We start from the raw sequence: 24132 nt of genomic DNA, 5'->3' as shown, positions 1-24132 counted from the left end.
AAAATTAAATGGGAACTTTTTTTTACTATTTTCATTATTTACCTTCCTATTCTTATGCTATTGATATTGGACACGTTTAGATTGTGTTTTAAAGTATATTATTGTCAAAATAGCCAAAATTACTAATAATACTACTCCCATTGCAGATGCATAGCCAACATTGAAGAATAAAGTCCCCTCTTCATAAATTTCATAAACAATTGTTCTTGTTGAGTTTAAAGGGCCGCCTCGTGTCAATATCTGTACAGTTTCAAATATCTTAAAGGAATTGATTATGTTTATAATTGTTATGAAAAATAAAGTTGGTGATATCATTGGCAGTGTAATTTTCCTGAAAAATTGAAATGAGCCGGAATTATCTAATATCGCAGCCTCATATATATATTTTGGAATTCTTTGTAAAGCAGATATGAAAATTAAAACATTGAACCCTACCGATTTCCAAACTGATATAAGTATGATAGAATTCATTGCCAAACCCGGACTCCCAAGCCAGTCTTGTGATGTAATACCGAAAAATGAAATGACATAATTCAGTAATCCATAGTCTTTGTTCATAATCCAGGACCATAGTAGGGATACAGATGCCAGAGAGACGACATAAGGGAAAAAGGAGATTGATTGTAAAAATCTGTTGAATCTAGTATTCTTTTGCAAAAATACTGCTAACAATAAACCCAAACCTGTACATAAAAGAACATTCCAAAATACAAAATAGAATGTGTTACCTAGTGATTGTAAAAACACTTTATCTGAAGCTAGTTTTATAAAATTATCGAATCCAATAAATTGCATATCATTTATCATGTTCCATTGATGGAAACTTTGATATAACATCCTTAAAATTGGGTATACATTAAAAAGAATGATTACAATCATCGTTGGTAAAACCAAAAAGTAGGGAAATAGTTTTCTTTTCATTTTAAATATGCACCCTCTTCCCTTCCTCATCAAAGTAAAATAATTTTTGTTCAGGAAGGTACAGTGTTATTTCATTTTCGTCCGACACATCTTCCTTTTGAAATGTTTTAAAATATACTTTTCCAAAGCCGCTTTCACAATTATATATAATTTCTGAACCTAAATATTCACGAGTGATAATCTTCACCTTTATGATCAAATCATTTTTGTTCATTTTTTCAGATGTACTATTTAGAATAAATTCTGCTGCAGATGGTCTAAATCCTACATATTTGGCTTCAGGAATGGGGGGATTATAGTCAGGTATTTCATTTATTTCATACGTATTCATAGATGGTGATCCAATAAATTCTGCAGTAAATAAGTTAGCCGGATCTTCATATAACTTTTCAGGAGTATCATGTTGTTGAATTGCTCCATCATTCATTAAAATAATATTAGTTGCCATTGACATTGCTTCCGTTTGGTCGTGAGTAACATATACAAATGTCGTATTCATTTTTTGATGCAATTCACTTAATTCAATGCGCATCTGTGCTCTTAGTTTTGCATCTAGGTTTGATAGTGGTTCATCCATAATAAACACCTTTGGCTTTTTGACCATGGCTCTAGCTAAGGCAACTCTTTGGCGCTGACCACCTGATAATTCACCAGGCTTTTTTTGAAGAAAATCTTCTAAGCCAACTATTTCTGCAATTTCTGTAACAAGTTTGTCACGTTCTTCTTTTTTGACTTTGTTATTAATTAATCCAAACTCTATATTTTCTCTTACGTTCATTGTTGGGTAAAGTGCATAGTTCTGAAAAACCATTGCTATATCTCTATCACCAGGTTCTACTTTTTCCATCGATTTATCATCAATATATACTTCTCCACTAGTAGGTTCTTCAAGGCCAACAATTAGTCTCAGAGTAGTTGTTTTCCCGCACCCACTTGGTCCAATCAATACGGTAAAACTACCATCTGGAATTTTTAAGTTTAAATCTTCTATTACATTCTTTTTATTGTCATAAGACTTTGTGATATTTTTCAATTCTATTGATCCCATAATATCCTTATATCCTCCATCTATATACTTTGATTATCTTCAAAATACTCCTGACACCTCAGAATTACTCAAACTTTCTTTTTGGAAATCTTTAGCTTCAGAATAAAACGTAGCGACTGTGATGATTTCAAGACCTTTGCTATTCATCATTTCTTAGCTCTTGTGGAATACTTTTCACGATTTCAATAATTTCGTTTGTGAACTGTTATTATTAAGTTCGTATTGATCTGGTAAGATAAGCTGTGTATTTCTTTTCTCGCAACTTGATTCCTTCCCGTAAATCCGTGAACATACCGGTGAGAATGTTGAGTACAGAACATCTCCGGTGCTTTACGATCTGTGTGACATGTGTAAATATCTTGTTTAGGATAATGTTCCTATCTTTTATTTCTATATTCAATTGTGTTTTCTAACTCGTCAGAAGCAAATATATTGATGCCTAGGTCTACTGCAATATTTATATCTTCTGTAGTATCAATCGGTACTAATGTCATTTGTAAGTCTTGATTTTTAGCAAAAGATACCTCTTCTTCAGTAACATCGTTTTTAAATAAACCTACACAATTTAACAAATCATAGTAATTATCTTCATTCTCCGGTTTGTTCTTCATCTTAGAAAACAAAAAGCCCTGGGTAAACATTTTCTTATTATGCGCTGCAACGATAACAGGATAGTCAAAACTAGTTAGTAGTGTTCGACTAAGTAGACTCCTCTCTTTTAACATGAGATAAACTTCCTCTAGTAAATCTACACTATCTTTTTGTTCTTTTATTTCAACGAAATGGTATAAGCTGTCGTAGTTCTTAGTCAAATTGAGGTATTCTTCAAAAGTAGGTATCGTTTCATTTGATTCCGTATTATCAGGGTTTAATAATTTATATTCCCGTAACTCTTCAAGAGTTAAATCTTCTACTCTCCCACTACCATTTGTCATTCGATCAATTGATTCATCATGGAAAATTACAATTTTTTGATCTTTTGTGTAATGAAGATCCATTTCTATAGCATCCACATTTAAATCTAGTGCCTTTTGAAATGCTAGCAAAGAATTTTCCGGGAACTTTGACATATATCCTCTATGTGCACAAACATAAATCGTATGATTGTTTTTTAATATTTCCATTTTTCATCACATCTTTTCAATAATAATGTTAGATAATGTTTAATTTTTTAAGATAATGGGTAATAGTATTGTAGTCTTAACAACTACAAGACTATTAAGGAATCAAATTCAAAAGAATTTATTAACGATTTTCTTCTAAAACTGCATTGGCTTCATCTTCGTATGATTCCAATGTCGGCATAATTTCAACATCTGTTGTAAGTAGTTCAGTAATCATATTAGAGACAAGGGCAACAACTTCAGCATATCCTGGTGCATTAGGTTCAATACCAGCATGGTCTAATTGGTCTAAAGCAGTTTGATATTGTGGATTTTCTTCATTAATCGCAACAACATCTGGATGTTCTCCTAAACTTTGACGTGTAGGTAAATATCCTGTGTTAACATGTGATTTTGCAGCTTGGTCAGGTGCTGTTAACCAATTCATAAATACAGCTGAAGCTTCTTTTTCTTCTTCAGATTGTCCAGCTACCATTACAATGTTTGCTCCTCCTGTAGGAACATTACGGATATCATCTTTAGTTGGAATAAAAGCTGTGCCGATTTCAAAACCAGCGTCTTCTGCTATTGTTAAAGTATTAGCTAAACTACCAGTTGAAGCGAGCCAAATACCTAATCCCTGGTTTGCAATAGCAGTTGTTTGATCATCACCACTTTGATAGAAATCAAAGTTTTCTTCTTCCATATTTTCACGAAGGAATTCGAATAGTTCTACTGTAGATTCAGATGCAAATATTGCTTCGGTCATATCTTCATTCATTATTCCACCACCACTTTGGCGCATCAAAGCATCAAAATGCCACTGGTCTGGTATGAAGCCCATACCTGTATAGCCATTTTCATTTAAAATTTCAGATGCTGCCTTAACATCATCAAATGTCTCTAAGTTTTCATCAATTCCGAGTTCTTCAAATAATGTTTTGTTGTAATACATTAGAGGAGTACTTCTTAAATAAGGTAATCCATATTGAACATCGTCATAATAACTATTTAATAATAATCCTGGATAGAAATCATCCAAAGATTCATTGCTAATAAAATCACCAATCGGTTCTAACATGTCATTTTTAGCAAATTGGAGTACCCCAAGTGAGTTAATAACTGAAATGTTCGGTACTTCACCGGCCACAAATCCACTTTGTAATTTCGAATAAATATCATTATAGTCGCCCTGGAACTCCGCATTTACATGAATACCTTCATCGGCGCCTACTGTTTCGTTAAATTCTTCAGTCAAAGATTCGTTACTTTCACCAACTGCATCACCAAAAGCATACCAAAAAGTAATTTCTGTAACTTCTCCATTTTCCTGCTGAGTTTCAGAGTCATTTTCTGAGTCGCTCGCTTGAGTAGTTTCATCTGATGATGAACCACATGCTACTAATATCATTGAAATACTAATTATGAAAAGTGATAATAGTATTCCTTTCATTGACTTTCTATTCATTATTTTTCCTCCTAGTTTTAGATAAATAATTACATTTAAAAACTATATTATTTAATAGATTTTTATAAAACTCATACCACCTTTCAAAGTAAATTGTCGACTGTAATTTTACTAAAAAACATCTAACGAAAGATTGATATCTTTCATACAGTTTTTATATTATCATTTTTTTCTTCAAAAAAAGGCGGGTTAATGTAATCTTTACAATTCTTTACCCTAAGAAAACAATCCTGAATTATACCTGTATTCAGGTTTTTAAGTATATTATAATTATCTCAAATGTGTTTTTAAGACAGTTGAGGGGGTTCCATTTCCTTTAGTTGTTTCAAAGGAATATAAGAACTAAACTATGAGAGGTTTACTTGTATTTCACCAGAATAATGCTTAAATACTCCTTTTCTGAATAGGAGTAAGGGATAGTAAAACGACACCGCAAATACGAATCATTTGAAAATCGTCTTTTAATTTACGAACCTGTCGAATATTGGAGTCATTGTCTTTAAAGTTATATTTAATTTGTATTTCTAATGGAAAATCAATGTTTTCAATCATATCTAAGATATATTGACTACCATCAACTGAAACAATCAAATCCCCAAGTTATATGTTACTCTAAAGGGTAGGGAGAGGAATAACGGGAAGGGATGTTGATAGATTGAAGTTTGTGAGGTTAAATATTATTAGTATCTTATACGCTCTAATTCTATTTGTTCCAGTTGAATTTATGTTGAATGTGACAAATATTAGCAATTTAACTGGGGAACAGACGAGATTAGTGAACATCATGGCGACCATTACATTTCTAGTTATTGTCCTAGGTGCCGGACTGACCTTATTATTTCCAACTAAAAAATGGTTCGGACAGGACAAGATGAAGTCCTGGGCAGCACTCCTTTGGATACCGTATTTTGCTTTATTTGTTTTTATCTTTACCCAAGCGTTTCCTGCCATTGCCGCTCCGATACCAACTAACCAAACTATCTTATGGGTTTTAGCAGGAACTTTAATTTTCTATCCATTTTATATTTTAATCATTAACCACTTCAGTACAAGATAGAAAAGGAATAAGATGAGAGAGAAAGCTTCTTACTTTAGGGCATCGTACATACTTTAACCCTTGTTCTGCTATTGTGATACAAGGGTGCTTTATAAAGAGACGGAATTTTTAAATATTGGGAGTGAAGAATTTTGAAGGCAATTGGCTGGGCCGGAATAATGCATGTTTCCATTCTAATCATTTGGATGGTTATCCATATTTTATTTAATCAATTAAACCCGGTGGTCATCAATGATGAGGCTGCGATGGCACAGACAGGTATCGAATTTTACAGTAATTTCCCTGGACTTTTAGGTTTTGACCACGGGAGTAAAGCCTTCGTTATGTTACTATCCGTCCTACTGCCAATTGGTCTGTACATCCATTTTAAAGAATTGAAGATTTTTCGATTAAAAAATACCATCGCATTAGTTGCAGGTTGTTCTGGATTTACTTTGTATGGCTTATCCCTAATGCTCCAAGCAGTGACCGTTGAATATGCGTTTAACTTGTACCGTACCACGGAAGATACGGTAGCTCATTCTTTTGCTGTCTTGCTATATGATTGGGCCATGCTAGAAGGCGGGCTTTCAGTCAGTATGTATATTCTAGCGAACCTTTGCTTAAGCTGTTGGGTTATGATTCATTCAATCGGTCTATTTTCATTTAATTCTTTTAAAAAGATTGGTATATTTGGGTGTATTGTAGGAGCCATACAAATTATCGGTTCCTTTCTCGCTTGGTTCTTTTTAATGCAGGCAAAACAAAATATGCACGATTTTAACGAAGCGATCGGATTGCTATTTACAATCTGGATTGCGATGATTAGTTTTCAAATGATTCGGGGAAAAATCACGATAAAAGAAGATAGGAGTAGAATTGTATAATGACAATCCATTTACAATCATGCAGCAGAGAGCATCTGCAAGAGCTTCGAGAAATTAGTTAAAACACATTCAATGAGACATTTAAAGATCAAAATGCGCCGGAAAATATGAAAGCTTATATGGAACGGGCATATCACCCGGCACAATTGGAAAAAGAACTGTCTAATCCCTCTTCCCAATTCCTTTTTCTTTATTTTCATGGGGAGCTTGCCGGGTTTTTAAAGGTGAATATCGGTGATACCCAGGCAGAGGAAATGGGTGAAGATGCCCTTGAAATTGAGCGGATTTACATACAAAAGGCTTTTCACAAAAATGGCCTAGGAAAATACTTATTCAATAAAGCTTTAGAAATCGCGGAATCCCTTCATAAAAAGAAAATCTGGTTGGGTGTATGGGAAAAGAATGAAAATGCGATTATGAAAGGTTTTTTTATTCTGTACATGATTATACTTATTGATTTTCAAGCCTTTTTGGAATGGAAGTATTTAAAGAACTCCAAACAATATATCACAACGGTTATCATTCTCGTTCTCGCCGTACTTTTTATTTACAATCTAGAGAAACTCTTCTGGTTTTTATGAAAAAGTGAATAACAATCGAACTTAGGTAAGCCTGCAAACCTGTTTCTAGCGGAGAGACAGGGTTTTTGATTTTTCTTCTCATGAATGGTATTTGCTCTTACTTGTCAGAAAGCTTATACTTCTAGCAACTAAGATTTTCGAAAGATAAAGGAGGGATGTCTTTTGAGCAATAATAAAAGAATCGAATCAAAGGGGGTTGTTGTTGTCATTATAACAGCAGCCTTTTTATTTACATTCAGCCAATTCTTGCTCATCACCGCTTATCCGACCATCATGCGGGAATTCGATCTGAACGCTACCCAAGTCCAGTGGCTGACGACTGCATTTTTGCTTACGACAATTATTTTTATTCCAATGACTGGGTATTTATCCAATCGATTTACTTCAAAATCGCTCGTTGTCTTTTCTCTTTCCTGCCTACTTGTTGGAACAATTATTGGTGGATTTGCTCCAGACTTTTATACATTAACATTTGCCCGGGTTGTCCAAGCAATTGGAGCAGGAATTATTCTGCCACTCGTACAGACGATTTTGCTTACTGTGTTTCCTTATGAACGAAGAGGATTTGCGATGGGCTTACTCGGTGCAGTCGTAAACGTAGCGCCTGCAAGTGCACCATCTATTTCGGGAATTATTATTGATTTCTTCAGTTGGCGTTCCTTACACTGGATGCTGCTCCCGATAGTACTTCTCACGTTAATCCTAGCGATATTTCTGATGGAGGATGTGCTGGAAAAACAGGATTCAAAGCTGGATTTTCCGTCCATCATTTTATCTGCTATCGGTTTTTCATTTTTCATTTTCGGTTTAAGTAATATTAGTGTACTCGAATTTTGGGATGTGTTGGTGCTTGCACCGATAGGGATTGGATTAGTTGCGCTTATATTCTTTATCACGCGACAATTTCGCTTACCCCTACCGATTCTTGACTTGAGATTGTTCGGTCATTCCACATTCCGACTCATTATGATTCTTGTCTTCATCAATCTGATGCTGTTATTATCTGCAGAGACGATTCTCCCGATGTTCGCGCAGGATGTGCTCGAGACAAATGCATTTTTATCCGGCTTTATCCTTGTGCCGGGAACCATTTTATTATCAATTATTAACATCGTTTCAGGGAATCTATTTGATCGGTACGGCACAAAACGTATTGCAGTCATTGGCTTTGCTTTCATTTCTGTATCGCTTTTATTACTGAGTACGGTAACAATGGAAAGCTCGCCCTATTGGATTATGCTGTACTTCTGTTTATTCATGGCTGGTTTCGGTTTAAACCTTATGCCACTCGTAACATTGAGCATGAACGTGCTTGATAATCAAGATATGGCTCACGGCTCTGCCATCGTTAACACAGTACGGCAATTCGGCATGGTGTTTGGGATTATCTCACTTTCTACCATCATCAGTATCACGACCTCTGTGACGGACGCACCATTCAAAGTCGGAACATACTGGGGAACGACTTTTGCGCTTCTTGTGATGGCTGGGATTGCTATCCTTGGTACGGTGCTTTCTGTATTTATTCGCGAAGAAAGTTAAAGGAACGAAAAAGGATGTTTCTAATAAAGGAGAAATATCCCTTTGTTGAATATACATAGTGGAGTAGACAGTACAGACAAAATTGTCCCATGTGGAACAATTGAAGGAATTCATGAAAAAATTTTACTGGTATATCTATTTTTTGTTTCATTAAATGGGATTTTTTTACTCTCATGACTTCTGTGCCTTCAAGCAGTTCTGTTCAGAAGTGGAATAAAAACAGTGTGATGCGAGCATAAGTGTTAGCAGGTACAAATGTAGTGGCATATTGAATGACTCATTAGATGATAAACACCGTAGAGGATATAGCATCCCTCTACGATGTTTATCATCTACCAGTATGCGATTTCCCTTGCTACTAAACTTATGGACTCGGTTTTCTACAACCCAACTACTTATTCTATTGTTCGTAAAATAGCCCACCAATCATTCAGTTAGAAAAAGTCTGGAAAATACGTCTGTTTTCTTGGAATAAGATGTTCTAATATTTCAATTGCTTGCGTGGTTCCATCAATCAGTCCCAAATGATATAAATCTTCTGGTCGTTGGTAGCCAAGCAGCATCGAAGTAAGTTGTTGCACTGTGCAGCTTATCATCGGGGCTTTTATACTATTCATGATTGGCTTGTAGCTAATATCAACCTTGCCATCGGTTCCCTGAAGAATGTATATTCCCGTATTCTCTTCTATAAAAGAATCTTCAACCCTAATCGATAATGAACCGAAATCTGTAGGGTTACTACGCATGTATTGTTTTAAAAAAGCTTCCACATCAACAATTCTTGCCATGAAGTACGGTATAATGTTTTGCTGGAAGCGCGGTTCATTCACGAGTAATGGCAATAAATCATTTTCTGGAACAACCATTTCTACCTTTTCAGCCATGGAGTCATGATTTGCGATAAATTGCAATAAAACCTTAAGTGCATTCGTTGTACAGTAGACAACCTCATCGACCTTGAACACCCGATCTTTTAGCTGATAAATAATATATCCTTCCGCCTGGTTCTCTTCATTATAGGAGACTGCAATCATACGCTGATCTTTTAGTACTCGTTGTTTCCACCATTTTTCATCTCGCAGGATGGCGCCATTATAATTCTTTATATACTTGCGGTAAATGGAGTCCAGTAAAGGTATGTTGCTATTCGTTCTTCTGACATAGCCTTTCCCATCCCAATTCTGTTTTAAATTTTTCATTGGTATTTCGTAATGCTTTTCTGCAAAAGCCATCTCCCAGCCATATTGACGGTAGAATGGAGCAGAGAAAGGATGGAGGAAAGAAATGGTCTGTCCTTGTGCTTTCATTGTCTGCAATGCATGAAGCAGAAGTTCCTTTACCATTCCCTTCCTGCGATATTCCGGCCATGTTGCGACTGAAGCTATCCCTCCCATCTGAAAGGGACTGTTATTAATAGATACAGATAATGGAATCAAATGCAGCTTAGCAGCGAGCTTTTCCTCATCCATCATTCCCCATATAGTATATCCTTCCGCTTCTTCCTTTTTTCGATGTAATTCCTCTTCTGTTAATTCATATTGGAATGCAAATTGGGATAATGAAAATACCTCGTCATAGTGACTTTGATTTAATTCAATGATTTTACCCATTTCAGTACCTCCTTAAATTTTAAACGATACATAATGAAACCATTTTAATAACGGTTGCTCGGATTTAACTTGAAGGAAAAAGTGACATATTCCGTATGTTAACCTGCAGTAGTGTCATAAGTAAATTTATCACTGCGATATAAAGTTTTCGTGTATTCTATTGCATTATTCGTCCTGTTGTTCAGACAACTTGTTTCTACAACAAGGAGGAGTATTAGCTCTACCGTTAGTTTATCATGATGCGATTGATAAATAAAAAAACGACTCTGGACAACACCGTTTTGTGATGTCTAAAGTCGTTGCTCACGAAATATGTATACCGTGCACCTCACGTCGATACGACGTCCATATGCGCTTCTTAGCTTCATGGCTCGGCTTAGGCTTCCCCGCGGCACACACGAATGACCACTTACTGCTGCTTCCTTCCGGACCTGACAGGGTTCGTGGGTTCCTGTTGCGCAGGACCTGAACGTCAACACCAATTCACTAAGGCAGACCATACAGTCGCCATACCTCGGCAAGGGATTCAGCCTCGCTATAGCGGATTGCGAGTACAGGGCACCGCTACCTCCCCGCTTAGCACGGTAAGTCCCATTATAACGTTTTCCTATTCAATTTGCAATGGAAAACATTTCATGAAACAACAAAGCTAGGATCACTTACTTTTCCTCTTCCGAAGTGCTTTGAAAAAGTCAGTAAGCAAGCTCGCACATTCTTCCTGCAGGACACCGCTCGTTACTTCAACTTGATGATTGAAACGTGGTTCGTCCAGTAGATTGAATAATGTTCCCGCACAACCTGCTTTCGGATCTGGAGCACCATATACAACACGTTTCATCCTTGACTGCACGATGGCCCCTGCACACATGGGACACGGTTCCAAAGTGACGTATAGTGTACAATCTTCCAGACGCCAGCTGCCTATTTTTTCATTTGCTGCTTCAATTGCAGTAAGCTCAGCATGAGAAAGAGTCTGCTGTGATGTTTCCCGGAGGTTATATCCGCTTGCAATAATTTCCCCCTTCAGGACGATTACTGCACCAATTGGCACCTCATCCACTTCTCTCGCTTTTAATGCTTCATTTATCGCTGCTTGCATAAAATTTTCATCATACATAAATTAACCCAACATTTCTTTATAAGTTTGAATTTATCAGATAAGGAAATAATTAATTAAACATTCATTTTAGATGGAATAATAAAGTGAAACTCATTAATACGTGATAAACATTATTTCACAAAGGGGCAAAGATGATGCAAATTTTGGAAGATACGGCGGTTGTTTTCGTTGATATTATTAATGATTTTAATTTTTCCGGTGGAGATAAATTATTAAGGAATACAAAGATGATTTTACCAAACCTAATCAAGCTAAAGACATTTGCAAAGGAAAACGATCTGCCTGTCATCTATGTTAATGACCATTATGGATTATGGCAAGCAGATTTTAATAAAATTATTAGACAGTGTACGAATCATAATAGTAAAGAAATAATTGAAGCGCTGAAACCGGATAATGACGATTATTTCTTGATTAAACCACAGCATTCCGCTTTTTTCCAGACACCGCTCCATTCGCTGCTAACCGATCTAAATCGATATTCGCTCATTCTTGCGGGAATAGCAGGGGATATTTGTATTTTATTCACGGCAAAGGATGCTTATATGTACAAAATGAACTTGCATATTCCAAAGAACTGTATGGCGTCTGAGGAGAATGATACAAATGATTATGCACTCTATTTAATGCGTTCCGTCATGAAGGCAAATATTGAACCGATATAAGATTTGAAAAACACTCTCTCAAGAAAAAGACTTGAGAGAGTGTTTCACTTATTTCAATACATTCAATGATTCTCGAGTAAATGCTGGAATATCATCCGGCTGGCGGCTTGTTACGAGCTGGTTCTGGCAAACGACAACTTCCTCATCTCTTACTTTTGCACCTGCATATTCCATGTCGACTTGAATTGATTTATAGCCTGTTGCATCACGACCTTCAAGCGTTTTTGCCGTAATTAGTAACTGTGGTCCATGGCAGATCGCAAAGACCGGTTTTTTCTCATCCATGAAATGCTTGGTGAACTTAACAAATCGATCATCCGCCCGTAATTGGTCTGGTGAGAAACCACCGGGAATAAAGAGGGCATCAAAATCATTCGGATCCGTGTCATCAATTCCATATTCAATCGCAACCTTGGCGTTCTTCTGCTTACCAATGACCGTATCACCTTTCTTTGCACCGATTGTAACTACTTCATGTCCGGCATCTTCAAATTCCTTTGCCGGCTCTGTATATTCCGAGTCCTCAAATAGGTCTGTAATGACTGTAGCAATTTTTTTACCCATCATTAGCAACTCCTTTATTATGATTGTACATAATAAGGTTTTCCCATTTCATGATTTCTAAAACATTCCCATATTACTGGTACAGTGTATTTTCAAAGCTTGCAATTTTTTTGAGACGGCGATAAATTGCACCAGGCATCACGAATTTTTTATAAGACTTTCTTTTTCTTTTCTGCAGTAAATCCACTTGTCCTTCCGTGCCGAAGTAAAAGGCTTGCCAGATGAATTTGGAGCAATAATTAGCTTCCAACCGGGTTAAATCACGCACATACGTATAGCGTTGCACCTTGTCATAATGCTGCATAGCCCATTTTGCCGAGTGAATCGCTTCCTGTTCATTAGAGTGGCGGAGAATGGTGATTAATTCGCCCTTCCGGTGACGGGAAAGATAGATGGGCATACTGTCAGCGTGTCCAAATCCCTTCCAGCGATTCACATGATAAATACGGTAATTCGTACCGACAATTCCGGTATGCCCGACTAAAAATGAGGAAAGGGCATACTTATGGGAATAGAGCACGTCACCAGGCCGCATTTTAATATTTGTCCCTGGATAGTAATGGGTGATTGCAGCTTCTTCATCATTAGTTTTACGATTCATGTGTATCTTCCTTTTTTTCATCAACCGTTTAATATTTTGGAAACTGTTATAGACCATTGTATACGATATCCGCCGATTTCACCGGATTTTCCGTTTCCAGATAATAGTCTTCCGCTAACCAATAGCGTTTTTTATATTTTTCCAATATTATTTGGTTATCGCCCAGATATGTATCCCTTTTTACAATTCTAGCAAATCTTTTTTCCTTTGAACAATTTACAAAAACAATGAAGTCAAAATAAGTTTTCCATTCTTTCCTTTGAAGAAAAATACCTTCTATCAGAATGATTGAGTCTTCTGAGATAGATATTGTATTTCTTTTGTGTTGGTCGACTGATATATCATAAAAGGGAAGGGTAAGCTTAGATTCGTTGTTATAAACTTTTTTAAATAACTCTTCTGTCGCTGTTTCTTGTTTTCTTCTCCTTCGCAAAAATGCCAGCACGATTAAAACAAAAGGAGAAATCAGGAAATACACCATAAACCGGGATCACATAAGAATTTAAAACCTTCCATTCTTTAAATGTCGATTTTACTTCATTTGGCAGTTGCTTATTTTGATTGTTATTCGTTATCATAGTAGGAGTTTTCTTCTATTTTGGTAGTAATACTAACCAAATCAACTATACCAAAAGTTGAGGTGTTTTTTCTTGTTTGAACGACCTTGTCAAGGTATATATTTCATCCGCTACGAGCGCTTCACAGATCTGAACGAATCAGATGTTTTTAGGTACGAAAGTTGAGTTAATAAAAAACCCTGCATCTTTATTTATGCAGGATTTTTTAACTTTATTCAGCTTTCTAATGTAGATGTATCTCCAGTCGGCAGTCCAAGTTCCCATGATTTCAAGAGACGGCGCATAATTTTTCCGCTTCTTGTTTTTGGAATCGTATCTTTGATTTCAATTTCCCTTGGTTCAGCATGCGCACTCAAACCAGTTTTAACAAATTTGCGGATATCTTGAAGTAAATCCTCTGATTCCTCATACCCGTCATTTAGTGTAATAAATGCTTTAATAATTTCTCCACGTTCTGGGTCAGGTTTCCCAATAACTCCAGCTTCCGCGACGGCAGGATGTTCAATGAGTTTTGATTCGACTTCAAATGGTCCAACCCGCTCTCCAGACGTATTAATCACGTCATCTAGACGCCCTTGGAACCAGAAATAACCATCTTCATCCCGGTAAGCACTGTCTCCGGAAATATACCAGCCATTGATAAAATAACTTTCGTATTTACCCGGGTTATTCCAAATCTGGCGCATCATGGCTGGCCACCCGGCTTTAATCGCAAGGTTACCCATCTGATTCGGCGGCAGTTCATTTCCCTCATGATCAATGATTGACGCTTCAACGCCAGGAATTGGTTTGCCCATAGAGCCTGGGCGAATCTCATTACACGGGAGATTCACAATCATTTGTGCGCCCGTTTCCGTCATCCACCATGTATCATGAATCCGTAAACCAAAGGCACGTAGTCCCCAAGTAATCACTTCCGGGTTGAGCGGCTCACCAACACTTAAAATATGACGTAAAGCGGATAAATCATACTGTTTTACTTTATCTTCCCCATGGCTCACAAGCATACGAAGTGCTGTAGGAGCAGTATACCAAACCGTTACTTTGTATTTTTCCAATGTTTCATACCAAGATTCCGGTGTAAATCTGCCTCCGCGGATGACATTTGTCACCCCGTAGAGCCATGGCGCAAAGATACCATAGCTTGTCCCGGTTACCCAGCCCGGGTCTGCTGTACACCAATAAATATCATCCGGCTTCAAATCGAGGACCCACTCAGCTGTCGCATAATGCTGGATCATTGCGTTATGCACATGATAAACCCCTTTAGGCCTACCAGTGGAACCGGACGTATAATGCAGAAGCATCCCGTCCTCCAAATTGACCCATTCCATTTCAAATTCCTCAGGTGCAGCTTCCATCTCTTCTTCAAAGCTGATGAACTTTCCTTCTTTATTCGAATCCTCACCAACAATTATAATGTTTTCCAAGTGAGGGAGTTCCGTATAAGGGACACGCTCTAATAGTTCGGCTGTTGTAATGAGCATGCTTGCTTCACTATCTTCTAACCGATCGCGTACGGCCTGCTCCATAAATGCTTCAAAGAGTGGTCCGGCAACTGCACCTGTTTTTAAAATCCCAAAAAAGGCGGCATAAAACTCTGGACTGCGTGGCATGAAAAGAAATACACGGTCTCCCTTACGTACGTTATATTTTCGAAGTACATTCGCAAACTTGTTACTGTGCTTACTTAATTCAAGAAATGTGAATGTTTCCTCCCGGTCCGGGCTCGAATAAATTAATGCGAGCTTGTCCCTTTTCTCCGGGTCTTCTGCATGACGATCCAACGCTTCATACGCCATATTTACCTTTCCCGTTTGCTGCATACTAAGATGCTGCTTCACATCTTCCCAAGAAAAGTTCTCTCTGTATGCTTCATAATCCTGTAAGTTGTAGTTCCCTTCTCTTGCGGGAATTGGTTTCATATCCATCATTCACCTCTCCTTTAATTGTAACCGTTAACATTTCTTATTACATAAAATAATGTAAATCTTTTACGAACTTACATCCATTTTAGAACATTTTGTGACACTTTAAAAGTAATTTAGCTGAATAGTTTCGGAATCAGTCCTCTGAAAGAAGAAAACCACAGGAAAAATTCCTCCTGTGATATAGTTTCCTATTCAATAAAAAAAATCATTTATCCACATGTGGATAAATGAAAAATTAAAGCGGCCCCGGCAGGATTCGAACCTGCGACGCACAGTTTAGGAAACTGACGCTCTATCCCCTGAGCTACGGAGCCATGGTGAAGAAAAATAGTTAACATTATTATTATACAAAAGTTAGGAAGAAAAACCAAGAGCAGAAAGTAAAGACAGGGTAATTTTTTCCCTGTCTTTTTTCTATACTTAAAACGTTCTCCCAAGATCAATGGAGCGATTTCGGGCGCTTTCGATACAGGAGATAATAATTTTCTCGAATTCATTTGCTTTAAGCGTTTCTAACCCGGCTGCAGTTGTTCCACCTACACTCGTAATATTTTCTCTTAAAACTGACGCTGGTTCCCCGGACTGTTCCAACATCTTTCCAGCACCTATAATGGTCTGGGTAATAAGTGCATCAGCTGTCTGTTCGTCCATACCGGCTTCTAACGCTGCTGTCGTCATCGCTTCGACAAAGTAATAGATAAATGCTGGACCGCTCCCAGAAATGGCTGTCACCGTATGCATATCGTCTTCAGCAACCACCTTCGTTACTCCAATCGACTGAAATAACCTCTCCGCAATATTGATTTTCTCCTGATCGACATATTTTCCAGCTGCAATCGCAGTAGCCGAATAGCCAATCTGCGCAGATGTATTTGGCATTGCTCGGACGACAGCATTTCTTTTGCCAATTATCTCCTCTATTGTTTCTGTCATAATGCCTGCAAGAACTGAAATGATGAGCTGCTCTTCTCTTATAAATGGACGTATTTCATAGAGGGAATCCGCTAAATCTTTCGGCTTCATTGCTAAAATAACAACGTCTGCGAGATCAAGAAGTTTTTCTTTATCATAAGAAGTTTGCACTCCATACGTAGCCTCGATATTACCCAATCGCCCCTCATCCTGTTTATTCGTTACATAAATATCATTTTTATCTACTGTCTTCGTCTGCAGCATACCAGCCATTATCGCTTCAGCCATTGAACCACAGCCTACAAAAACAATACGTTTACACAATTTGAACACCTCTTCTTTTCTATTTCCTGATAAAGTGAAACTTCATTCAGTGGGGAATGCCTTTCCTCCCCACTGAATATTAGTTGAACAGAATCAGGGATTTACGGACTGTTTATCCCCAGCCTTCACATATTGGGTTTTCCTCATGTTTAGAGGAGGGGGATTACAGACCGTTAATACGTGATAAGAATTCACAACTAAAAAAGCTGATCCCATCCCTGAAACAAGGACGGAATCAGCTCCGCGGTACCACCTATTTTTGGCAATAAATTGCCCTCTCTTCATTGATAACACAGTTTCCTGCGGTTAGTTTATCGCTAACGACTCCCAGGTAGGTTCATACAAGCTTGTGCGTAGGGATTTCTCAGCCGGTGAATCCCATTTTCTGTCGGACAGTTTTCATACTACTAGTCTGATCATCGTCTAAAGTGTATGTTATTTCTGTTAATAGTAATGTGAATCGCGCGCTTTGTCAAGAGGGGATTTCAGAAGTAGATATCGTTAAAAATTTTTAACCTAAGTATAATATCGTGAACTCGAGCGGGAAATAGCAAAAAAACGCTTCATTCAGTAAGAACAAGCGTTTCAAAGGATTGAAGATTTATAAAAAATGGAGGAGGTAGAGGGATTCGAACCCCCGCGCGGTTTGACCCGCCTTTCGGTTTTCAAGACCGACCCCTTCAGCCAGACTTGGGTATACCTCCGTAATCACAAGATATAATATACCATAAATATTTTATGCTTGTCAATCCATTTCGTAAAATTTATGATAAAGTGAAACTCATTCAGTAGGGGTATTACAGACCGTTAATACATGATAAAAAGCACTAGCTGGACATTTTAGAGCCAGCCAGTGCCAACAAACTTTATTTAATAACTTCTTTTCCACCCATATAAGGAATGAGTGCTTTCGGTACGATAACAGAGCCATCTTCCTGCTGGTTATTTTCTAAAATAGCAGTAACCGTACGGCCAACAGCCAGCCCGGATCCGTTCAATGTGTGCACGTATTCCGGCTTCGCATTCGTATCACGGCGGAAACGGATGCCGGCGCGCCTTGCTTGGAAATCTTCAAAGTTAGAGCAAGAAGAAATCTCACGGTACGTAGCTTGACTTGGAATCCATACTTCAATATCGTATTTCTTCGCAGCAGTAAAACCTAAATCGCCGGTACACATGCTCATCACACGGTAAGGTAATTCTAATTCCTGCAGAATTTTTTCCGCGTGACCCGTTAGTTTCTCCAATGTGTCATAAGAATCTTCCGGTTTAACAAAGTGAACAAGCTCGACTTTATTAAATTGATGCTGACGTATCAAACCTCTTGTATCACGCCCGGCTGAGCCCGCTTCTGACCGGAAATTCGCACTATAAGCAACATATTGTTTTGGTAAGTCGAGCATGATCTCATCACGGTGATAGTTCGTAACAGGTACCTCTGAAGTCGGGATTAAATAATAGTCCCATTCCTCAAGTTTAAATGCATCCTCTGCAAATTTCGGTAGCTGTCCTGTACCAATCATACTCATGCGATTAACAATATATGGCGGAAGAATCTCTTTATAGCCATGGTTATCCGCATGATAGTCCATCATGAAGTTCAATAATGCACGCTCAAGTCTTGCACCAAGTCCCGTGTAGAAAACAAAGCGGCTACCGGTCACTTTAGCGGCCCGTTCAAAATCTAAAATCTTCAAGTTCGCCGCAATGTCCCAATGTGGCTGGACCTCGAAATCGAATTCCGGCTGCTCACCCCACGTACGCTGGACCACATTATCCTCTTCATCATCGCCAATCGGTACACTTTCATGAGGGATGTTTGGAATGGAATACATGACTTGTTCCAACTTTTCTTCTATTTCCTTCAAGTCTTTATCAAGTTTGGAAATCTCTTCACCGACTTGACGCATTTCCTGAATCGCAGCATCCGCATCTTTTTTCTCTTTCTTTAGCTTAGCTATCTCTTGTGTCGCAGCATTTCTCTTTGCTTTCAACTGTTCTGTTTCAGCAATCAATTTTCGGCGTTTTTCATCGAGTTCACCAAACGTATCCAGCTCTGATAGATCTTCACCTCGGTGCTGAAGTCTCGCTTTCACTTCTTCATAATTGTTCCGTAAAAATTTCATGTCCAACATTTGCTTTTCCTCCTTTTATTTATTATTAAATATTTAAAATAAAAAAAACTCTCATCCCAATAATAGGGACGAGAGTTTATATTCCCGCGTTGCCACCCTTGTTGAAGAGATCTATCTCTTCCGGCTTAATCTGCATTAACGGTGCAGAGATCCCGGGTTTATTTACTCTGGAACGAGTCCTGTTCGATAAACCAGTTCAAGGATGGATTCACAGCATTTCAACGTCGATTCACACCAACCATCGACTCTCTACAGAAGAAATAACCGCTACTATTTCCTGTCAGTACCTTTAATTCATCTGATTTGCTACCATCATAGCTGATTTACTTTAAAAAAGCAAGGATGTATAACATATCCTATCCTAAATCCGCAGCTCCAATACATCATCGCTTTCCGTGGGCGGCTGGTGAGCCTCCTCACGGGCAAGCCCGTTGCGGAGTCTCACCTAGGTCCTCTCACAAGAGTCTCAGTAGTATTGGGGTTGCTCCCAGCAAATACTCTAATTTGGACGTAAAAATCATTATTACTTCGATTAAAACAATCCTTTAATCCAATCTACTGCTGTTGTAAAGACATTACCGAAGAAGTCACCAATTGCTCCTAGAGTAAGCATGAACCAGTTTGCTTTTTCAACTGCTTCATCACTAACCACGTCAACAACGACGGATTCCTGATCAAATATATAACCATGGTCGGTTGCTTCTCCTTGATAAACAAGTGTTGCGGTACCGAGTTTTTCACCCTTCTCAATTGGCGCTACAATTTTACCGTCATCATTTAATTTCTCTTCATCGATATTGTATTCCAAACTATATAACTCTGCTTCTTCAGACTGGATTGGAATAGCAATTCCTTCACTAATTGAGACACTTACTTCTTTTTCTTTTCCTTTAGCTACAGGAAGAGTTCCTTTATCTTCCAGCTGGTGACCAGCCGGGAATAATTCTTCAGATGCGAAATTATTGAAACCATAGTCGAGTAATTTTGCTGTTTCTCTAAAGCGCTCTTCTTTTGAACCAGTCTTCATTACAACTGTAATTAGGCGGGTTCCATCTCTTTCAGCTGTACCAGTGAACGTATAACCAGCGAGATCCGTATTACCTGTCTTCAATCCGTCCACTCCTTCATAATGGAAGGATTGTAAAAATGTTGCTTCATGAGGAAGCATCCAGTTTAAGTTTTCAATCTTGTAATCTTCAAATTCCACTTCTGTCTGACTTGAAATCTCTAAAGCTTCCGGAAAATCATTGACTAAATGATAGGCAAGCTGAGCTGCAGAGCGCGCAGATAGAAGGTTACTTGCATTCGGGTCCGTTCCCTTAGGCATGTCATCTCCCAAGGAATCATTATCCAGACCTGAGCTGTTTACAAATTTATATTCGGAAAGGCCTAATTCCTCAGCCTTATCATTCATCATCTTAACAAATTCTGTTTCTGAACCTGCGATTAATTCAGCAAGTGCAATCGTTGTCGCATTATCAGAGAAGACGGCCATCGCGTTATATAAGTCGCGTACGGCATAATCTTTATCTTGTGTTAAACCAACTCCTGAAAAGAGCTCATTAGCTGAAATCTTATATGCATAATCGCTGATTTGAGTTGTTGTATCCCAGTCGATCTTTCCTTCATTGATCGCTTCAAGCACAAGATATTCCGTCATCATTTTCGTCATACTTGCTGGAGGAAGGGCAATATCTGCGTTTTTCGCATAAAGAACTTTTCCAGTACCCGCATCAACTAAGATGGCAGACTCTGCGTTTAAATCGAGGGTACTTTCTGCATGGGTTGTGAGCGGCTGTATCATGAACGATGTGATCAGTAGTACAAAGGTGAGTATTCCTGACACAGTTTTTTTAGTTACTTGAATCAACTTATTTTACCTCCAACATGATTAAAAAATTTATATTGTAGCACCTAGATATTCTATCATATTTTCATCAAAAAAAATAGACGGACCTCTGTCCTGATTTTAACATTTTTTATATCCGACCTACTTCATCCATTCTGCCTAATTTAGGATAGAAAAAAGCACCTATTTTTCTATTAGGTTTGCGTGTGACCTTCAAGAAAAATAAGTGCTTGCTTTATCAAAAGTTATTGTACCGAATAGTTCGGAGCTTCTTTTGTGATTTGCACATCGTGTGGATGGCTTTCACGGAGGCCGGCATTCGTGATCTTGACGAATTGCGCATTCTTGCGTAAGTCTTCAATCGTTGCTGTTCCACAGTAACCCATTCCAGAACGTAAACCACCGATTAATTGATGGGAAATATCCGCAAGTGCGCCTTTATAAGGGACACGTCCTTCAATTCCTTCTGGTACAAGTTTCTTCGCATCTTCCGTATCACCCTGGAAGTAGCGATCTTTGGAACCTGCTTTCATAGCGCCAAGAGACCCCATGCCACGATAAACTTTATATTTTCTGCCTTGGTAAATTTCTGTTTCACCAGGGCTTTCCGTTGTACCTGCGAACATACTGCCGAGCATTACCGCATGTGCGCCTGCCGCAATTGCTTTTACAATATCGCCGGAATATTTGATTCCACCATCGGCAATAACAGGTACATTGTATTCTTGAGCTGCTTTTGCACATTCATAAACAGCTGAAATTTGTGGTACTCCAACACCTGCTACAACTCGTGTTGTACAGATCGAACCAGGTCCAATTCCAACTTTAACAATTGATGCACCAGCTTTAATTAAAGCTACGGTTCCTTCTGCTGTTGCAACATTCCCTGCAATAATGTCAAGATCCGGATAAGCTGCTCGCACCTTTTTCAATTGTTCCAGTACACCTTCTGAGTGACCATGAGCTGTATCAATTACAATGGCGTCAGCTCCTGCCTCCACGAGCTTCTCAATTCGGTTCATCGCATCTCCCGTCACTCCAACTGCAGCTGCTACAAGCAATCTTCCTTGAGAATCCTTCGCAGAGTTCGGAAATTCGATAACTTTCTCAATATCTTTAATCGTGATAAGACCTTTCAGTATACCATTTTCATCTACGAGTGGAAGCTTCTCAATCTTATGCTGCTGCAGTAACTTTTCTGCTTCGTTCAATGTTGTACCTACTGGAGCAGTGACAAGATTTTCACTAGTCATCACTTTAGAAATCTGGATAGAATAATCCTGGATAAAGCGCAAGTCACGGTTCGTTAAAATACCGACAAGCTTTTGCTCCTCGATATCATTCACAATCGGTACACCGGAAATACGGAATTTACCCATGAGATGTTCAGCGTCATAGACTTGATGCTCTGGTGTTAAAAAAAATGGATTCGTAATTACTCCACTCTCGGAACGTTTTACCCGGTCAACCATTTCCGCTTGTTCTTCAATGGACATATTTTTATGGATGACTCCGAAACCGCCTTGACGTGCCATTGCAATTGCCATTTCTGCTTCTGTAACAGTATCCATTCCAGCACTAATGAAAGGGGACTTCAACTTCAATGTCTCGGATAATTGTGTTCCTAGTTCCACTTCATTTGGCAGTACTTGTGAATGGGCAGGAATAAGCAGCACATCATCAAACGTTAAGCCTTCTTTCCCAAATTTATCTTCACGCATATTCGTCCTGGCCTCCTAATATATTCTTCAATCTTTCTCGTTTAGCTTAGCTATTTTTATTTACTTTACGCCAATTCTTGACGTTTTTCAACCAGTTCGAATTTAATAGGAATAGTAAGTAGATTCGAAATTCTCCCAGCTGGAATTTAGTACTATCGTTAGAAAAAATCCCCAGGGTATTCTGGGGATTTTACCATTTATTATTTTTATATTTCCGGTAATAGTTAATTTGTCTGAGCAGCATATAGAATTTACGCTTGAAGCTCTTATCCTTTTTGTAAAAGAGGGGGTTACCCCATTTTTTCTCCTTAACAAGCCGCTTAACATCTTGCTTCACTGCTTCATTTTCGACAAAGTTATTTAGCACAATCCGTGGTACAACGGAAAATAGATATTCCTCATTTAAATAAGTCGTCGGTTTTTCCTTATCATGAAGAACATCATCGACAATATATGTTGCCATATTATGTCCGAGTGCTGTTACATAATAACTGGATCGACCTTGACGGATATTGACTTCAAAGATTTTAAATTTCCCGTCGCGCTCATCATACTTTATATCGAAATTGGCAAAACCGACATAGCCAACCGTCTCTAGAAATTGCTGTAATTTCTTCATCATTTCCTCGTTGTAACGGGTAAGAACAGACGTGTAATTACCGATTGCTGTTGCCGTATGCTCTTGCAAAACAACTTGTCCAAATGTAACAAGTTCAGTCTTACTTTTCGAGTTTAAATAAAGAACTGAATCCCACATGTACGTATCGTCTCCCGGAATATAATCCTGAATAATCAGTTCATCCCGGTAACCGCTATTCTTAATCATTTGGATGACCTTATCTGTTTCTTCTGGCGTATTTACCCGATAGACCTTCTCTTGACCTGTGAACGGATGTTTATAATATTCAATTCCATTACTCGGTTTAATAATGACAGGGTATGTCATTTCTTCTGTGAACGGGCTATCGTCTTTACAGTCATAGAAGTATGTCGTCGGTGTATCAATTCCATACTCCTCGCAAAGTTTATAGAAGTTTGCTTTCTTCTGCAGCCGATTCATCAGGTCTTCGGATATATAGTTGAAACGATAATATTTCTTCAGTTCTTCTTCATTTTCAATAATCAAGCGGACGTACGCATCATTCGTACCAACGAGCACTAACGGATGATTGCGATTTTGTAAGTTTTCCGCGAGTTCTTTTAGAATCGGGACGAATCTCCCTTTATCCGTTATATCGGGGTGTATGTCAATCCGCTCTGGGATTGTACTAAAGCTTGTAAATCCCATTTCCTGTTTGCCAACAAGAATGGGATGAATATCATAGGCTTCATGGAAGGATATCGCCATATTATAGGCGTTAATATCCGTTCCAATGATGACTGGAGTAAAAGATTGATTATTCATAGTGCCTCCTGTTTCATTCGTAAAGATTATCTGTATTGGATATTAGTATTTTATAGTTTCTTATACAATAAATAAGGGCTCTAACCTACCGAAATGATTATAAATCAGTGTTTTTAGAGGATTAGGGACTC

20 protein-coding genes, 2 tRNA genes, 1 other RNA gene, 2 pseudogenes and 1 other annotated feature are annotated in these 24132 nt (G+C 38.2%); of the genes and pseudogenes, 6 read left to right on the top strand and 19 right to left on the bottom strand.

Translation table 11 applies throughout. From position 1 onward, the window contains the following. Positions 1–57: 57 nt before the first annotated feature. From WKU33_RS15400 to WKU33_RS15385, 4 genes are all read right to left on the bottom strand, one after another. Positions 58–921, bottom strand: a complete 864-nt coding sequence (locus WKU33_RS15400) for a carbohydrate ABC transporter permease (protein WP_235763168.1) — start codon at positions 919–921, stop codon at positions 58–60. 1 nt (position 922) lies between these two features. Next, positions 923–1969, bottom strand: a complete 1047-nt coding sequence (locus WKU33_RS15395; RefSeq protein ID WP_340455420.1) for an ABC transporter ATP-binding protein — start codon at positions 1967–1969, stop codon at positions 923–925. Positions 1970–2346: 377 nt separating this feature from the next. Beyond that, positions 2347–3093 (bottom strand): glycerophosphodiester phosphodiesterase, encoded by a 747-nt coding sequence (locus WKU33_RS15390; RefSeq protein ID WP_238471640.1) that lies wholly within the window; start codon positions 3091–3093, stop codon positions 2347–2349. A gap of 121 nt (positions 3094–3214) precedes the next feature. Beyond that, on the bottom strand, positions 3215–4540 hold the full coding sequence (locus WKU33_RS15385; RefSeq protein ID WP_235763165.1) for an ABC transporter substrate-binding protein: 1326 nt from the start codon (positions 4538–4540) through the stop codon (positions 3215–3217). 664 nt (positions 4541–5204) lie between these two features. On the opposite strand from WKU33_RS15385, the gene WKU33_RS15380 reads away from it, so the two are divergent. The 5 genes and pseudogenes from WKU33_RS15380 (at position 5205) to WKU33_RS15360 (ending at position 8586) form a co-directional block, all read left to right on the top strand. Next, the gene (locus tag WKU33_RS15380; protein WP_340455415.1) at positions 5205–5597 is read left to right on the top strand and encodes a hypothetical protein; all 393 of its coding nucleotides are present in this window, start codon (positions 5205–5207) and stop codon (positions 5595–5597) included. Between the two features lie 131 nt (positions 5598–5728). Next, entirely contained in the window at positions 5729–6463 is a 735-nt protein-coding gene (locus tag WKU33_RS15375; RefSeq protein WP_340455414.1) for a hypothetical protein, read from the top strand. Next, a pseudogene (locus tag WKU33_RS15370) lies at positions 6463–6879 on the top strand (GNAT family N-acetyltransferase); the annotation flags it as partial. The gene WKU33_RS15375 and the pseudogene WKU33_RS15370, both read left to right, overlap by 1 nt. Next, on the top strand, positions 6880–7044 hold the full coding sequence (locus WKU33_RS15365; RefSeq protein ID WP_255783437.1) for a DUF4181 domain-containing protein: 165 nt from the start codon (positions 6880–6882) through the stop codon (positions 7042–7044). A gap of 162 nt (positions 7045–7206) precedes the next feature. Beyond that, entirely contained in the window at positions 7207–8586 is a 1380-nt protein-coding gene (locus tag WKU33_RS15360; RefSeq protein ID WP_340455412.1) for a DHA2 family efflux MFS transporter permease subunit, read from the top strand. 434 nt (positions 8587–9020) lie between these two features. On the opposite strand, the gene WKU33_RS15355 is transcribed toward WKU33_RS15360, so the two are convergent. The 3 genes from WKU33_RS15355 to tadA form a co-directional block, all read right to left on the bottom strand. Further along, positions 9021–10196, bottom strand: a complete 1176-nt coding sequence (locus WKU33_RS15355) for a GNAT family N-acetyltransferase (RefSeq protein ID WP_340455410.1) — start codon at positions 10194–10196, stop codon at positions 9021–9023. 319 nt (positions 10197–10515) lie between these two features. Further along, positions 10516–10781: signal recognition particle sRNA large type (ffs, locus tag WKU33_RS15350), an RNA gene on the bottom strand. A 70-nt stretch (positions 10782–10851) separates the two neighbouring features. Beyond that, positions 10852–11313, bottom strand: coding sequence for a tRNA adenosine(34) deaminase TadA (gene tadA, locus WKU33_RS15345; protein WP_340455408.1), 462 nt, complete (start codon positions 11311–11313; stop codon positions 10852–10854). A gap of 134 nt (positions 11314–11447) precedes the next feature. On the opposite strand from tadA, the gene WKU33_RS15340 reads away from it, so the two are divergent. After that, positions 11448–11981 carry an isochorismatase family cysteine hydrolase gene (locus tag WKU33_RS15340; RefSeq protein WP_156855318.1) on the top strand — a complete coding sequence of 178 codons (534 nt, stop codon included), beginning with the start codon at positions 11448–11450 and terminating at the stop codon, positions 11979–11981. A 48-nt stretch (positions 11982–12029) separates the two neighbouring features. Here the strand turns inward: WKU33_RS15340 and WKU33_RS15335 are convergent, their stop codons facing one another. The 12 genes and pseudogenes from WKU33_RS15335 to WKU33_RS15285 form a co-directional block, all read right to left on the bottom strand. Beyond that, positions 12030–12545 carry a type 1 glutamine amidotransferase domain-containing protein gene (locus WKU33_RS15335; RefSeq protein WP_340455406.1) on the bottom strand — a complete coding sequence of 172 codons (516 nt, stop codon included), beginning with the start codon at positions 12543–12545 and terminating at the stop codon, positions 12030–12032. Between the two features lie 73 nt (positions 12546–12618). Further along, positions 12619–13146, bottom strand: a complete 528-nt coding sequence (locus WKU33_RS15330; protein ID WP_336252084.1) for a hypothetical protein — start codon at positions 13144–13146, stop codon at positions 12619–12621. Positions 13147–13327: 181 nt separating this feature from the next. After that, positions 13328–13591: pseudogene (locus WKU33_RS19115) on the bottom strand (hypothetical protein); the annotation flags it as partial. Continuing rightward, the gene (locus WKU33_RS15325) at positions 13533–13724 is read right to left on the bottom strand and encodes a hypothetical protein (protein WP_340455405.1); all 192 of its coding nucleotides are present in this window, start codon (positions 13722–13724) and stop codon (positions 13533–13535) included. The gene WKU33_RS15325 and the pseudogene WKU33_RS19115, both read right to left, overlap by 59 nt. A 215-nt stretch (positions 13725–13939) precedes the next feature. Next, positions 13940–15655, bottom strand: coding sequence for an acetate--CoA ligase (gene acsA, locus WKU33_RS15320; protein WP_340455403.1), 1716 nt, complete (start codon positions 15653–15655; stop codon positions 13940–13942). Positions 15656–15896: 241 nt separating this feature from the next. Continuing rightward, positions 15897–15969: transfer RNA gene (locus WKU33_RS15315), tRNA-Arg, on the bottom strand. Between the two features lie 106 nt (positions 15970–16075). Next, on the bottom strand, positions 16076–16891 hold the full coding sequence (proC, locus tag WKU33_RS15310) for a pyrroline-5-carboxylate reductase (protein WP_340455401.1): 816 nt from the start codon (positions 16889–16891) through the stop codon (positions 16076–16078). Positions 16892–17502: 611 nt separating this feature from the next. After that, a tRNA-Ser gene (locus WKU33_RS15305) sits at positions 17503–17595 on the bottom strand. A gap of 162 nt (positions 17596–17757) precedes the next feature. Beyond that, positions 17758–19026 carry a serine--tRNA ligase gene (gene serS / locus WKU33_RS15300; protein ID WP_340455399.1) on the bottom strand — a complete coding sequence of 423 codons (1269 nt, stop codon included), beginning with the start codon at positions 19024–19026 and terminating at the stop codon, positions 17758–17760. A 61-nt stretch (positions 19027–19087) separates the two neighbouring features. Next, positions 19088–19319: a binding site (T-box leader), on the bottom strand. 239 nt (positions 19320–19558) lie between these two features. Next, complete coding sequence (locus tag WKU33_RS15295; RefSeq protein WP_370459714.1) at positions 19559–20896, bottom strand: serine hydrolase; 1338 nt, start codon at positions 20894–20896, stop codon at positions 19559–19561. A 224-nt stretch (positions 20897–21120) separates the two neighbouring features. Beyond that, positions 21121–22596 carry an IMP dehydrogenase gene (guaB, locus tag WKU33_RS15290; protein ID WP_156855323.1) on the bottom strand — a complete coding sequence of 492 codons (1476 nt, stop codon included), beginning with the start codon at positions 22594–22596 and terminating at the stop codon, positions 21121–21123. A 190-nt stretch (positions 22597–22786) separates the two neighbouring features. Further along, positions 22787–24001 carry a carboxylate--amine ligase gene (locus tag WKU33_RS15285; protein ID WP_156855324.1) on the bottom strand — a complete coding sequence of 405 codons (1215 nt, stop codon included), beginning with the start codon at positions 23999–24001 and terminating at the stop codon, positions 22787–22789. Between the last annotated feature and the right edge of the window lie 131 nt (positions 24002–24132).

Source organism: Oceanobacillus sp. HCA-5259 (assembly GCF_037892815.1).
GTDB lineage: Bacteria > Bacillota > Bacilli > Bacillales > Amphibacillaceae > Oceanobacillus > Oceanobacillus indicireducens.
This window is presented reverse-complemented; position numbering and strand designations above follow the sequence as displayed.